We start from the raw sequence: 13,435 nt of genomic DNA on the forward strand, positions 1-13,435 counted from the left end.
GTGCATCATGCGAGAAATTATTAAAGACAAAGCCATCGTAGCCGACGACTGGACAGTATTGCGCCTGACAGAGAATGAAACACCAGACGCTGTAAGTGTACCCACAGGCAAAGTCATCATCCCCTTGAAGGTATGGTTGCTGCAACGTGAAAGCCTGTTGAACCGTACTGACATCGCCGTCTGGTTCAGCAGCGATGAGCAGGCAAAAGAATTGAAAGAAGATATCAGCCGCTTTAGCCTGCTGGCAGTCGACTTCCCTAAATTCGCAGATGGCCGTGGCTATTCAATTGCCTATAACCTGCGCTCACGCCTTAATTTCACTGGCGAATTGCGCGCCATCGGTGATGTCTTGCGCGACCAGTTGTTTTACATGCAGCGCGTCGGTTTCAATGCCTTTGCCACACGGGAAGACAAGAATATCCAAGATGCAATCAAAGGTCTGACTGATTTTTCTGAAAAATACCAGACTTCCTGGGATGAGAAAAACCCCTTGTTCCGCCGCGCAGAGCGCACAGGGGCTGAAGCATGAGTGATTTTCTGGAGCGCCTTGCCGCAACTCAGGCTATATTGGAAAGAATCGCTGACGACTTTGAGCCAGCGGTATTTGCTTCCAGCCTGGCGGCAGAAGACATGGTGTTGACTGACCTGATTTTGCGCAAGAAATTGAATATCACGATTTTCTCGCTGGAAACCGGACGCCTGCATGCAGAAACACTGGGCATGCTCGATAAAGTCAAAGAAACCTATGGCACAGAAATCAAGCTGTTCAAGCCTGATGCTGCCGCTGTAGAAAATTATGTCAGCGAGCATGGTAAGAATGCGTTTTACGACAGCGTGGAAATGCGCAAGGAATGCTGCCGCATACGCAAGGTAGAGCCGCTGAAACGTGCGCTGGCAGGCAACAAGGCCTGGGTAACTGGCCAGCGTCGCGCACAGTCTGCTACCCGTACTGAACTGGCGATACAGGAAGATGATGCAACACATGGTCTGCAAAAGTTTAATCCTTTGGCAGATTGGTCAGAAGATGATGTCTGGCACTATCTCAGAAGCAACAATGTGCCTTACAATCCTTTGCACGACAAAGGATATCCATCGATAGGCTGTGAACCCTGCACCCGTGCGATACAGCCAGGTGAAGATGTTAGGGCTGGGCGATGGTGGTGGGAAAACCCCGATTCCAAGGAATGCGGCCTGCATGTGGTTGATGGCAAGCTGATCCGAATTAAACAAGCTGTCTGAAGAAGAAAAATCATGAATACTGTCGTGGAAAACCATTTTATTGATGCTGCGAGCAATCGCCACCTGGATTGGCTGGAATCCGAAGCCATCCATATCATGCGCGAAGTCGCGGCTGAATGCAGCAACCCTGCCCTGCTGTTTTCTGGCGGCAAAGACTCTATCGTCTTGCTGCGCCTGGCAGAAAAGGCTTTCCGCCCGGGTAAATTCCCTTTCCCGCTGGTGCATATTGATACTGGCCATAACTTCCCTGAAGTCATCGCCTTTCGCGACAAGCGGGTTGCTCAACTGGGTGAACGCCTCATCGTTGGTTCGGTAGAAGAATCGATACGCCGTGGCACAGTACGCCTGCGCAACCCGGCAACGGACTCACGCAATGCGGCACAAGCCGTGACCTTGCTGGAAACTATCGCAGAGCATAAGTTCGATGCCTGCATAGGCGGTGCCCGTCGCGATGAAGAAAAAGCCCGCGCCAAGGAGAGAATATTCTCTTTCCGTGATGAATTTGGTCAATGGAACCCGAAAGCACAGCGCCCTGAACTGTGGGACCTGTATAACACCCGCGTCCACGCTGGCGAAAACATGCGCGTCTTCCCTATCTCGAACTGGACCGAGCTCGACGTATGGCAATACATCGCCCGTGAAAAACTGGAATTGCCACAGATTTATTTTGCCCATGAACGCCAGGTCATACCACGCAATGGCTTGCTGGTGCCACTGACTGACCTGACGCCGCCACGTGATGGTGAAACGGTAGAGACGCAGGTTGTCCGCTTCCGTACCGTTGGTGATATCTCCTGCACCTGCCCAGTATCGTCTGACGCCGCAACAGTAGAAGCCATCATCGCTGAGACAGCGATTACCCAGATTACAGAACGTGGCGCCACACGCATGGATGACCAGACATCAGAAGCATCGATGGAAAAACGTAAAAAAGAAGGATATTTCTAATGAACGCCGTAGAACAATTGACTGCCGCCGTTGGTAGAGAACGTGGCCTGTTGCGCTTCATCACGGCGGGTTCAGTGGATGATGGCAAGAGCACTTTGATCGGTCGCCTGCTGTTTGACAGCAAGGGTATTTTTGCGGACCAGCTTGATGCCATTTCACGCGCCAAGCACAAGCGCACCGTTGGTGACACCATAGACTTGTCCCTGCTGACGGATGGACTGGAAGCAGAACGCGAACAAGGCATCACTATTGACGTGGCCTATCGCTACTTCGCGACACCAAAACGCAAGTTCATCATCGCCGATACACCTGGCCATGAACAATACACGCGCAATATGGTGACTGGTGCATCGACTGCCGATGCAGTCATCATTTTGATCGACGTGTCCAAGGTCAAACTCAATGATGATGGTAGTGTAGATTTGCTGACGCAAACCAAACGTCATTCCACCATTGCCCATTTGCTGCAGATTGAACATGTGATCGTCGCTGTCAACAAGATGGATCTTGTGAACTACGACCAGACGGTATATGAGCGCATCATTGGCGCCTACCAGGAGTTTGCTGATCAACTGGGCCTGAAAGACATACGCCCTATCCCGCTGTCTGCCCTGGCGGGTGATAATGTGGTGACTGCAAGCGAAAAACTGGCATGGTACAAAGGCCCAACCTTGATCGAACTGCTGGAGTCATTAAGCGTGTATGACGCCTGCCATGACGAACCTTTCCGCTTCCCGGTGCAACTGGTAGCTCGCCACAATGGTCATGAAGCGAATGACTTCCGAGGCTATATGGGCCGTATTGAGGCAGGCAAGGTCAGCAAGGGCGATAAACTGCTGGTGCAACCTGGCGGCCAGACTGCCACGGTCAAAGATATTTTAACGCTGGATACTTCGCTGGATACTGCCGTTGTCGGTCAGTCAGTGACGATCTTGCTGGATGAGTATGTCGATATTTCACGCGGCGATATGCTGGTAGGCGCAGACCGCCCGGCTACCCTGTTGAAAACCGTGAAAGCTGATTTGTGCTGGCTGTCAGAAGATGCACTGGATATCCGTCGCAAATACTGGCTCAAGCATACCACCAGACAAGTCGCTGCAAGAGTCACTGGCATTGATACCCTGCTAGATATCAATACGCAAGAGCGCAGCCCTGCCGACGTCCTCAAGCTCAATGATATCGCCACTGTCACCTTGAATGTAGCTCAGGCGCTGGCAGTTGATGACTATAAAGATTTGCGCTCTACTGGTGCGTTCATTCTCATTGATGAAGTAACACATCAGACCGTGGCAGCCGGCATGATACATCTGGTCTGAGTTATGCAACAAACTCCGGGCAAGGTTTATCTGATAGGCGCAGGCCCGGGTGCCGCCGACCTGATTACAGTACGTGGTGCCCGCCTGCTCGCACAGGCAGACGTGGTCTTATATGACGCCCTGGTCACGGCAGAAATGCTGGAACTGTGTCCGCAAGCAGTCCAAATCTCAGTTGGCAAACGCAGTGGACAACGCTCCGCTGCGCAAGAACATATCAATCAGCAAATGCTGGAATGTGCGGCGCAATATGCGGTGGTGGTTAGGCTCAAAGGTGGTGACCCCATGCTATTTGGCCGTGCCGACGAAGAGCTGACTGCACTCGAGTCGGCAGGCATCGCCTATGAAATCGTACCCGGCATCACAACGGCACTGGCAGCGGCAGCCAGTGTGCAGCAACCGTTGACCAAGCGCGGAGTGGCGCGCAGCGTTGCCCTGTTCACCTCAAGTACAGCCCCAGGCGAAAGCGCTGATACCCGCATACCTGAATGCGATACACTGGTGCAGTATATGGGCGGCAGAGAAGCCACGCTGACGGCTCAGCGCATGCTGGCGGCCAACTTTCCAGGCGACTTACCTGTGATCATCATAGAAAATTGCAGTCGCCCCAATGAATGCAGTCAGGCTTTGAGTTTGGGAGAATTATCCAAAGGCTTGCCTATCAGTACAGGACCAGTGTTGGTGATGATGGGTGAAGCAATGCGGAAACGCACTGCCAAGCTACCCTAAGACGATGGTCTGGAGAAATTACGGAGGCAACCTCACTCCTAGCCTGCGTGCCATTAATTGCAAGGCACCACCATCCCTTAATTGTTCGTACAATTCGTCGTAGCGAAGGCGCAAATTCTCGCAACTAGCATTTTTGCAGTAGGCCAAATAGCCATCCTGCATATCCATGAAGGGCTCTATCATTTGCATCTCATTGCTGATGCCCATGGTCTTGATGATGGCTTCAGTATTACGCATATTGGTAGCAAGGAAATCCACCCGCTTTGCCATCAGCATGTTCAAACCATTGGTCAAGGTGTTGGCTACAACAGGCTTGATGGTAGAACGCTGGCTTTCAAACTGTGATCCATATACCCAGCCGTTGATGACACCAAGACGAGGACCATGCAAACTTGCATAATTACCGTCCCAACTTACATCTGAACCCTTACGTATGTATAAGGCCATAACATCGCGATAAAAAGCACGTTTGGCAAAGACGTATTTGGCTTCTCTTTCTGGCGTCTTGTAAGGGCCTATTAGTATATGTGCCTGCTCATTTTCAACCATCCACTGGGCTCTGGCCCAAGGGTAGATTTCGAATTTGACTTCATCGCCATTTTGCCTGGCCAGCATACGAACAATGTCGGCACCCAGGCCCGTAAATTCACCGCTTGGGTTGCGCTCAAATACGTTGGCAAATTCGGTGCCAACGACCAGTACCTGTCCAGCGTACGCAGGCATTGTCGACAATGCAACCAGCAGAGCCAGCACAGCAAATGAGATCATTTTTTTCAGTTGAGACATACTTTCATCAGTATTCCAAAACCGTGTTGTTGTAGAGTGTAATCTCAATACTCGCACTCTGCCCGTATTCATTCGAGTATTACAACAGTTTCAAACAATAGTCGCGTATGGCCTGCAAAACAGCCTCATCTTCACCCACCGCACTTACAGTCTTAAATTGCAAACCTGGATGAGCTGCCCGAATTTCCTCTGCGAGCACTGGCAAATCCCGCAGGACATGCCCCCCCTGCCCCAGAAACACTGGTGCAAGCGTAATGTTCTCACAACCATCAGCAACCAGTTGCGCAGCCAACTCTGGCAAGGAAGGTGTCATGAACTCCAAAAAAGCGAGTGCCACGGTAACATCCGGCAAGCTGGCCTGTGTCATCGCCTGCAAGCGCTGAAAAGGGGTGGCCCAGCGCGGATCGCGGGCACCATGAGCAAACAGGATTAAGGCGGATTTATTTGCCATCAATTTCTTTCAACATAACGCAAACCTAACGAAGCGATCACCAAAAACAAGACGCTGGGCACCAGTGCGGTCACCGGCGCCGGCCAGGTGTTGAGCAAACCTACATGTGAAAAAAGGGCGTTGGTGAGATAAAACACCATGCCTATCATGATCCCGCTGAAAATTTTGAAACTGACACCGCCACTACGTACATGCAGATAAGCAAATGGCAAGGCCAATGCCATCATGACAAGCACAGCAAACGGGTAGGTAACCTTTTTCCAGAAGGCAATTTCATAACGTTCACTATCCTGTTTATTGTCGGCAAGGTGCTTGGTAAATGCAGCCAGATCAGTTGCTGACATACGATCAGGATCTGCAAACAGCACGGATAAAATATCTGGCGTGACCTCTGAAACGACATCACGGCTTGCCAGCTTCTGGCTCTTAACCGCAGCGATATCTTCACTCGTGAGCGTTTTGGGAAAAGAGGTTTCTATGACATCGGATAAGCGCCACGTGTTGTTACCCAGGTACTCGGCACCAGTCGCGGTCATTTCTCGCGACAAATGAAAGTTCTTATCAAATTCAAATATTTTGACACTCTTCAAATGACGATTAGGCAAAACCTCTTTGACGTTCAAAAAGCGCGAGCCTATGACATCACCAGTCAAACCGTTTTCACGTACCAGATCCTTGGTCCACAGGCCAGTACGAAATTCCTGCGCCAGCGATTCTCCTATGGCACTGAGTTTCATTTTTTCCGCCAGCTTGCTGGAGATGGGCGAAATGACTTCACCAAACAAAAATGTCAACACCACGAAAACCATGCCTATCTTCACCAAGATCATACCAGCCATCATGGTAGACATGCTGGAGGCGCGCATGATGGTAAATTCAGAATTGGAAGCAAATTGCGCCAACACATAAATCGTCCCTATCAGGACTGCGATAGGCATGAACTCATAGATATACCCAGGCCAGCCCAGAAACACATACAGCACGGCATGTTTGAGCTGATAACCACCTTTGTTGACTGAAGACTGCAATTCACTGACCAGGTCAAAGAAAGAGAACAAAGCCAACAAAGCCAACATGACAAACAGAACGGCGCGCAGAATTTCAACGCCAAAATATCTTTGTAAAATTTTCATGCTGAACACTTTTCCTTAGCGCGGAAACTCGATTTGCAGCGTGACCACAATATCAAAGGATGCCAGCGGCTATTTACTTTCAAACGCCATAAAAACATGCTGAGAGTCATTAAAGCCACGAATAAATGATGTGGCCACCATGCCATGGCAAAACTGCTGCGTTCCTGCACTACCAGAGCCTGCAGGATGTTTGTCACAGATAGATAAATCACGACCAGCAACAAGGCGACGATCAAATTGGCTGAACGACCTACACGTGGATTGACATAACCCAAAGGGATCGCCAACAACAATAACACCGCACACATGACCGGCAGGGAAATGCGCCACAGCAATTCACCTAACTTGGTGCTATCAAGATTTTCTACCAAAGCCGTCAATGGCATGGACTTGGCAGACTTGTCACCAGTCACGCTGGCATTCTGGCTGGACACCAGCACCCCGTATTTCTCAAACTGCATCATCTGGAAATCAGGCGCTGTTGGCAAACCATCATACCGCCGTCCCTTGCTCATGACCAGAAACTTGTCACCTGCCTTGTCGATTTCGACCATGCCTTCCCGTGCAACGACGATGCTGGAACGACCGTCTTTATAGGTATTAATGAAAATATTTTGTACTTTACTGAGGTCACCAGCCACTTCTTCCACAAAGAAAATGCGATCAGATGAGGCAGACTCCTGGAACTTACCCGGTGCAACCTTGGCAATATCCGAACGTTTTTCGAACCGTTCACGAAATTCCACGTTTTGCTGATTGGCCCAGGGAGTGACGATAAAACTCAACAAACCTGTGAGTATGATGAGAGGGCCACCAAAGCGCAATACAGGGGATATCCATTGTGTCAGGCTCAGGCCTGAAGCAAACCAGACCACCATTTCAGAATCCTGATAACTACGCGTCACTACCAACAAGACCGATATAAAACCGGTCAGCAGCAGCAATATATGCATATTCATCAATGCCGTGAAGCCTATCAGAGCGACCACATCAGCAGACGCAACTTTGCCTCCTGCCGCATTTCCAAGGATTTTAATAAGCATCACGGAAATCGTGATGGTGAACAGAGTTGTGAAGACTGCGCCTGCGGCACTGTTTAATTCACGTCGAAGCGCGCGCTGAAAAATCATGAGTAGGATTATAATGTCTGTTTTACGAGACTTACAAAGAGGAGTAATACGTGGACTTTAGCATAAAAACAATCGACGCAAAAAGTGCCTCGACTGCCCATAAAGCAATTAAGACAGGCTGTATCGTAGTTGGCGTGTATGAAAACAAGAAACTTTCTGCCTCTGCAGCAGGTCTGGACAAGTCTGGCGACATCGCTGCAGCCCTGAAATCTGGCGATATTACCGGCAAAGCGGGTACCTCCCTGCTGTTGCGCAAACTCGCCGATGTCGCTGCAGAGCGCGTTTTGCTGGTGGGTTTGGGTGAAGAAGCCGCTGCTGTCAGCGAAAAAGCCTACAACCAGGCTGTACAGGCTGCTGCACGTACATTGGCTGGCTTGGGTGCGAACGATGCCGTTATCGCCCTGCCAGAAGTCAAAGACCGCGATCTGGGTTGGTCCATACGCAGCACAGTTGTGGCTTTCCGCGAAAGCATCTTCCGCGCTGATGGTCTGAAGAGCAAGAAAGAAACATCCACATCTGGCGTCAAGAAAGTGGCAATTGCCGTTGCCGCTACTGATGCAACAGCTGCAAAGAATGCATTAGCACAAAGTGTGGCCCTGGCCAATGGCATGGATCTGACCAAAGAACTGGGCAATCTGCCACCTAATTTCTGCACGCCTACTCATCTGGCCAATACCGCCAAGAAAATTGCTACCGACTATAAAATGGTCGCTGAAGTGCTGGACCGCAAACAGATACAAGCCCTCAAAATGGGTAGTTTCCTGTCCGTCACCAATGGCACGGTAGAACCACCGAAGTTCATCGTGCTCAAGCACAATGGTGGCAAAGTCAAGGACGCACCAGTTGTTCTGGTCGGCAAAGGCATTACCTTTGACTCCGGCGGTATCTCGTTGAAAGCTGGCGCTGGTATGGATGAGATGAAATACGACATGGGTGGTGCAGCTTCTGTACTGGGCACCATGCGCGCTATTGGTGAAATGAAGCTCAAGCTGAACGTCATCGCCGTCATCCCAACTTGCGAAAACATGCCTTCCGGCAGTGCCACCCGTCCTGGCGATATCGTCACTTCCATGTCTGGTCAGACTATCGAAATCCTGAATACGGATGCCGAAGGCCGTCTGATCCTGTGTGACGCATTGACATATGCAGAACGTTTCAAACCAGCAGCCGTGGTTGACGTAGCGACACTGACAGGTGCTTGCGTGACTTCCCTGGGCCACCATAACTCAGGCCTGTTCACCCGTCATGATGAAGCGCATGACCAACTGGCAGCAGAATTGCTGGCAGCAGGCAAGCAAACCGGGGATACCGCATGGCGCATGCCTATCGAAGAAGCTTATAACGAGCAACTGAAGTCCAATTTTGCGGACATGGCAAATATTGGCGGCCCAGCCGGTGGCAGCATCACGGCAGCCTGCTTCCTTGAGCGCTACACCAAGAAATACACCTGGGCCCATCTGGATATCGCTGGTACAGCCTGGAAGTCCGGTGCAGCTAAGGGCTCCACTGGCCGTCCTGTACCTTTGCTGACAACTTTCCTGATCAATCGCGCAGGCTAAGTAGCAGTTTCAAGATCAGAGCGTGCACTGCAATTGCGGTGCACGCTTTTTTTATCCCAAGTAAGCTATTAGCCAGCAACAGGTCGCCATGCAATCACCAAATAATGATGCCAAGGAGCCACAAAAAGCTTCCACTATAGCAACAACATTTTCGGCAGATGAAAACTATTACTTTGTTTTTGTCAGGTGGTGCATCAAATTAATTGCGTATATCCTGGTTATGGGAATTGGAGGTCTGTATGGCGTCAGTGCGTACAAAATTTTTTCCTCCCTGTTTTCCAGTCCCCAAACTGGCACTAGCGGATTAATGCTTACGTCATTCCTGGTCGGCATCCCTTTGTGCATAGGTATATTGACGGGTTACATTGCAAAGAAAAAGGACTTGGGGGGTTTTGCAACGGCAAGCGGACTGTCTGCATTATCCATCGCATTATTTGTTTTTGCTGCGGGCGCCCTGCTACGCGAAGGTATGATCTGCATAGTCATGGCAATTCCCCTGTTTGTAGTATTGGGGATACTTGGGGCTATCTGTGGCCTGATATTCTCTGCAACTAACAGCAATGCAGGCAGATGGTGCAGCGGACTCTTGTTACTGCCACTCCTGCTTGGCACAGTCGAGCAGCAAGTAACACCGGCTGCCACTACACAGTTCATACAAAAAGACATCCTCATCAATGCCAGCCCTGAAACAATTTGGCAATTGATCAACCATCCGCAGAATATACAGCCTGAAGAATTGAAGTCCGGCTTTGCATACCGCATCGGCGTGCCTTTTCCCATACAGGCTACGACCCTCGAAGGAAAAATAGGTGGTAAACGTGAACTCATCTGGCAACGAGGCATAAAATTTGAAGAAGAAATTACCGCATGGGAACTTAATCGCCATATTGCATGGACATACAAATTTAATGCCGACTCTTTTCCTTCTGGCTCGCTGGATGATCACATCGTCATAGGAGGGAAGTATTTTAATCTGGAAGATACTTCTTACACCTTGACGCCAGAAGCACGTGGTACCCGCCTGCAAATCAAAGTAAAAACACGTGTATCTACCAATTTCAACTGGTATGCCGAAGGCTGGGCAAATTTCCTGGTAGGTGACACTGCACGGACTATACTTGCGTTTTACAAAAACCGTGCTGAAAACCTGGCTGTTGCAGCATTAATCAAAAGCTGAGCATTAGCCCCCCCACACTACTAAGAAAGGCGTTCAGCCGCTTTTTTTCTGTTCTACTGAATTTTGTGAGCGTCGTATAATGCCAGCAATCAAAAATCAAGACCATCAAGTGTAACAAATGAAAGTGAATAGCCAGGCGAGTACCTTGCTCTAATTTTCAAGCATCAATACACCTTGAAACCCTCACCCAATATAACGAATACAAATAACATGAAACTAGTCACCTGGAATGTCAACTCTCTCAAAGTCAGACTCCCGCAAGTCTTGCAATGGCTGGAAACCAATCCTGTTGATGTGTTGTGCATACAGGAAACCAAACTCACTGACGACAAGTTTCCGCAGGCAGAGATAGAAACCGCAGGCTACCACGTCGCTTTTACTGGCCAGAAAACTTATAACGGCGTGGCGATTTTGTCGAAGCATCCTATGACGAATGTTCAAAAGAATAATCCGCAGTTTGAAGATGAGCAGCAACGCATCATCGCTGCCACCATTGAGGGCATACGCGTCATTTGTGCTTATGTACCAAATGGCCAGGCACCGGATTCAGACAAGTTCCAGTACAAGCTGAAATGGTTTGCAGCGCTGGAAAACTGGGTCAGGGAAGAAATGACGCGCCATTCAAAGCTTGCCGTGTTGGGGGACTACAACATTGCGCCGGAAGACCGGGATGTGCATGATCCGGCAGCCTGGGTGGGCATGAACCTGGTGTCGCCAGAAGAGAGAACCGCACTGAAAAACCTGATGGCACTGGGTTTGAGTGATAGTTTCCGTCAGTTTGAACAGGCAGACAAATCTTTCAGCTGGTGGGATTACCGTGCACTAGGCTTCCGCCTGAACAAAGGTGTACGCATAGACCATATCTTGCTGTCAGCCGAATTGGCCAGGCAATGTACTTCTTGCGTTATTGACCGCGTGCCACGCAAGTGGGAGCAACCATCAGATCACGCACCGGTGATTGCTACCCTTGCTTGAGTTTAGTCAAAAAATTTAATCGTCATATCCCAGACTGGGTGCAGAAGCCTTATTCTTAGCCCAGCTTGATTTGGCTGGCGCTATGCGCGGACCAGAACCTGAATCCTCCATGCGGAAGGCTGACATCGCGGTTTTCAACAGATTGGCCTGCTCTTCCAGCGAACCTGCGGCGGCAGCAGCTTCTTCTACCAAAGCAGCATTTTGCTGTGTTGCTTCATCCATATGCGCCAAGGCAACATTGACTTGTTGAATACCATCGCTTTGCTCTACCGAGGCGGTGGTAATTTCATTAATAATCGCTGCAACTTGATCAACTGCCGAGACGATGCGCGTCATGGCGGCACCCGCCTTATCTACCAACTCCGACCCTTCACTGACCTTATTGACCGAGTCTTCAATCAGATTCTTGATCTCCTGTGCCGCAGCAGCACTGCGTTGCGCCAGTGTACGCACTTCACTGGCAACTACAGCAAAGCCACGGCCTTGCTCACCTGCCCTGGCAGCTTCTACCGCGGCATTCAGCGCCAGAATATTAGTCTGGAAGGCGATGCCTTCAATCACGCTGATGATGTCAACAATCTTGCGTGAGCTGTCGCTGATGCCCTGCATAGTGGTAACCACCTTGCCGACCACTTCACCACCCTGAGTTGCGACATCAGATGCATTGACGGCCATCTTGTTGGCTTCACGGGCATTGTCGGCATTATTGCGCACGGCTTCGGTCAATTCTTCCATGCTCGCCGCTGTTTCTTCCAATGAAGAGGCCTGTTGTTCAGTACGACCAGACAAATCCATATTGCCAGTTGCAATTTCTGTCGCACCTACGGTGATGGAGTCAGTCGCCTTGCGCACATCTACGACCATGACACGCAACTGCTCAAGGAAGCGATTGAAGGCAGAGGCGGTCTGGGCGACTTCATCATCCCCTTCCACGTCTATTTTGCGACTCAGGTCACCACCACCAGCTGCGATATCGGACATGGCATCACGCACTCGTTGCAACCCAGACAGCATACGACCTACCAACAAGGTCGTCAGAGGCATGATCACACCCAGCAAGACCAGCAGGACAATAGCTGAAATAATCAACAGTTGATCCAGCGCTTCCAGTGCTTTTTTCTTGTCGATGACCAAAGCAAGGTAAATGTCAGAGCCAGTGATTTGCTGCAAAAGCATGAAATGTGGCTTGCCACCAATTTCTGTCAGTACAGGGTCTTTTTGTTTGGACAGACTGGCCAGGTTATCGAGTGCCAGATCAGGAGTAATTTCTTTGGCCATCTTCATGACCTTGGCCTGATCTGCATGCGCCAGCACCTGGCCACTTTTATCGAGCAAGAAAGCATAGCCGCCACCCGCCAGTTTGATGGTGAGGATTTGATCAACTATCTTGGTCAGGAAAACATCAGCACCAACCACACCGCCCTCACCAGCTTTGACAGGTGCGGCAAAGGTAATCATCAATCCTGGAGGAGCAACACCCATGTATGGTGAAGTCACAATGGGCTTCTTGGCATCCATGGCGGCTTTATACCAGGGGCGAACTGTAGGGTCGAATCCGGCAGGAGGCGGATCCGCAGGAATATTAGTAAATTGTTTGTCTGGCTGGCCCTGATAGACACTCAGGAAATTGCCGCCAGTGCGCATCATGGTCAGACTAGATTGCAAATCGGCACCATTACCCAGACCCTGTGCCAGGCTGTCCATCAAAGACAGATTGGTCTGTATCCAGTTACTCAATACGGCGTTATAACCCGCTGCAACACCACGAATTTCATTGTTGAGGTCAGTTTCTATCTGGGACTTCATCCTCAGATAGCTGCCTACGGTCAACACTATGGTACAAATAGCAACCAATAATCCGATAACAACGATGAGTCTGGCTTTGAGAGATTTCATAGCTTCCCCTGAATACGAACATGGATAAGTGACAGTACTTGCTTTAGCTAACCTACATAGTGAGCATGCCGATATCAATGAGAACGTCGCATATCAAAA

At 50.0% G+C, this 13,435-nt stretch carries 13 protein-coding genes; 8 read left to right on the plus strand and 5 right to left on the minus strand.

What is annotated here, in order from left to right:
* Positions 1–7 precede the first annotated feature (7 nt).
* The 5 genes from Q8K39_RS22555 to cobA are packed head-to-tail and all read left to right on the plus strand — an operon-like array spanning position 8 to position 4,229.
* Positions 8–529 carry a DUF934 domain-containing protein gene (locus Q8K39_RS22555; protein WP_186951769.1) on the plus strand — a complete coding sequence of 174 codons (522 nt, stop codon included), beginning with the start codon at positions 8–10 and terminating at the stop codon, positions 527–529.
* Positions 526–1,239: a phosphoadenylyl-sulfate reductase gene (locus Q8K39_RS22560; protein WP_305263417.1), complete on the plus strand. Its 714-nt coding sequence runs from the start codon at positions 526–528 to the stop codon at positions 1,237–1,239. The genes Q8K39_RS22555 and Q8K39_RS22560 overlap by 4 nt, the downstream gene beginning before the upstream one ends.
* Positions 1,240–1,251: 12 nt before the next feature.
* Entirely contained in the window at positions 1,252–2,187 is a 936-nt protein-coding gene (gene cysD / locus Q8K39_RS22565; RefSeq protein ID WP_162041759.1) for a sulfate adenylyltransferase subunit CysD, read from the plus strand.
* Entirely contained in the window at positions 2,187–3,503 is a 1,317-nt protein-coding gene (locus Q8K39_RS22570) for a sulfate adenylyltransferase subunit 1 (RefSeq protein WP_305263418.1), read from the plus strand. The genes cysD and Q8K39_RS22570 overlap by 1 nt, the downstream gene beginning before the upstream one ends.
* 3 nt (positions 3,504–3,506) lie before the next feature.
* Entirely contained in the window at positions 3,507–4,229 is a 723-nt protein-coding gene (gene cobA, locus Q8K39_RS22575) for a uroporphyrinogen-III C-methyltransferase (RefSeq protein WP_305263419.1), read from the plus strand.
* Between the two features lie 18 nt (positions 4,230–4,247).
* On the opposite strand, the gene Q8K39_RS22580 is transcribed toward cobA, so the two are convergent.
* The 4 genes from Q8K39_RS22580 to lptF form a co-directional block, all read right to left on the minus strand.
* The gene (locus Q8K39_RS22580) at positions 4,248–5,015 is read right to left on the minus strand and encodes an ABC transporter substrate-binding protein (protein WP_305263420.1); all 768 of its coding nucleotides are present in this window, start codon (positions 5,013–5,015) and stop codon (positions 4,248–4,250) included.
* Positions 5,016–5,094: 79 nt separating this feature from the next.
* Complete coding sequence (locus Q8K39_RS22585; protein WP_305263421.1) at positions 5,095–5,466, minus strand: sirohydrochlorin chelatase; 372 nt, start codon at positions 5,464–5,466, stop codon at positions 5,095–5,097.
* Positions 5,466–6,599 carry an LPS export ABC transporter permease LptG gene (gene lptG / locus Q8K39_RS22590; protein WP_305263422.1) on the minus strand — a complete coding sequence of 378 codons (1,134 nt, stop codon included), beginning with the start codon at positions 6,597–6,599 and terminating at the stop codon, positions 5,466–5,468. Before lptG ends, Q8K39_RS22585 begins: the two co-directional genes overlap by 1 nt.
* A complete protein-coding gene (lptF, locus tag Q8K39_RS22595; RefSeq protein WP_305263423.1) occupies positions 6,596–7,729 on the minus strand; it encodes an LPS export ABC transporter permease LptF in 1,134 nt (377 codons plus the stop codon). Before lptF ends, lptG begins: the two co-directional genes overlap by 4 nt.
* Positions 7,730–7,779: 50 nt before the next feature.
* Between lptF and Q8K39_RS22600 the strand changes: the two genes are divergently transcribed.
* The 3 genes from Q8K39_RS22600 to xth all read left to right on the plus strand — a co-directional run bounded on the left by Q8K39_RS22600 (position 7,780) and on the right by xth (position 11,440).
* A complete protein-coding gene (locus Q8K39_RS22600; protein WP_186951778.1) occupies positions 7,780–9,288 on the plus strand; it encodes a leucyl aminopeptidase in 1,509 nt (502 codons plus the stop codon).
* Positions 9,289–9,595: 307 nt separating this feature from the next.
* Positions 9,596–10,465, plus strand: coding sequence for an SRPBCC domain-containing protein (locus tag Q8K39_RS22605; RefSeq protein ID WP_305263424.1), 870 nt, complete (start codon positions 9,596–9,598; stop codon positions 10,463–10,465).
* Between the two features lie 210 nt (positions 10,466–10,675).
* Complete coding sequence (gene xth / locus Q8K39_RS22610) at positions 10,676–11,440, plus strand: exodeoxyribonuclease III (RefSeq protein ID WP_305263425.1); 765 nt, start codon at positions 10,676–10,678, stop codon at positions 11,438–11,440.
* Between the two features lie 15 nt (positions 11,441–11,455).
* Here the strand turns inward: xth and Q8K39_RS22615 are convergent, their stop codons facing one another.
* The gene (locus Q8K39_RS22615) at positions 11,456–13,336 is read right to left on the minus strand and encodes a methyl-accepting chemotaxis protein (protein WP_305263426.1); all 1,881 of its coding nucleotides are present in this window, start codon (positions 13,334–13,336) and stop codon (positions 11,456–11,458) included.
* Between the last annotated feature and the right edge of the window lie 99 nt (positions 13,337–13,435).

Source organism: Undibacterium sp. (assembly GCF_030683615.1).
Taxonomy (GTDB): domain Bacteria; phylum Pseudomonadota; class Gammaproteobacteria; order Burkholderiales; family Burkholderiaceae_D; genus Undibacterium; species Undibacterium umbellatum.

What these genes read in the sequence shown, in the direction of transcription:
- Q8K39_RS22555 (WP_186951769.1), top strand. Translation starts at nt 8, where the DNA reads ATGCGAGAAATTATTAAAGACAAAGCCATCGTAGCCGACGACTGGACA.
- Q8K39_RS22560 (WP_305263417.1), top strand. Translation starts at nt 526, where the DNA reads ATGAGTGATTTTCTGGAGCGCCTTGCCGCAACTCAGGCTATATTGGAA.
- cysD (WP_162041759.1), top strand. Translation starts at nt 1,252, where the DNA reads ATGAATACTGTCGTGGAAAACCATTTTATTGATGCTGCGAGCAATCGC.
- Q8K39_RS22570 (WP_305263418.1), top strand. Translation starts at nt 2,187, where the DNA reads ATGAACGCCGTAGAACAATTGACTGCCGCCGTTGGTAGAGAACGTGGC.
- cobA (WP_305263419.1), top strand. Translation starts at nt 3,507, where the DNA reads ATGCAACAAACTCCGGGCAAGGTTTATCTGATAGGCGCAGGCCCGGGT.
- Q8K39_RS22580 (WP_305263420.1), bottom strand. Translation starts at nt 5,015, where the DNA reads ATGTCTCAACTGAAAAAAATGATCTCATTTGCTGTGCTGGCTCTGCTG.
- Q8K39_RS22585 (WP_305263421.1), bottom strand. Translation starts at nt 5,466, where the DNA reads ATGGCAAATAAATCCGCCTTAATCCTGTTTGCTCATGGTGCCCGCGAT.
- lptG (WP_305263422.1), bottom strand. Translation starts at nt 6,599, where the DNA reads ATGAAAATTTTACAAAGATATTTTGGCGTTGAAATTCTGCGCGCCGTT.
- lptF (WP_305263423.1), bottom strand. Translation starts at nt 7,729, where the DNA reads ATGATTTTTCAGCGCGCGCTTCGACGTGAATTAAACAGTGCCGCAGGC.
- Q8K39_RS22605 (WP_305263424.1), top strand. Translation starts at nt 9,596, where the DNA reads ATGCTTACGTCATTCCTGGTCGGCATCCCTTTGTGCATAGGTATATTG.
- xth (WP_305263425.1), top strand. Translation starts at nt 10,676, where the DNA reads ATGAAACTAGTCACCTGGAATGTCAACTCTCTCAAAGTCAGACTCCCG.
- Q8K39_RS22615 (WP_305263426.1), bottom strand. Translation starts at nt 13,336, where the DNA reads ATGAAATCTCTCAAAGCCAGACTCATCGTTGTTATCGGATTATTGGTT.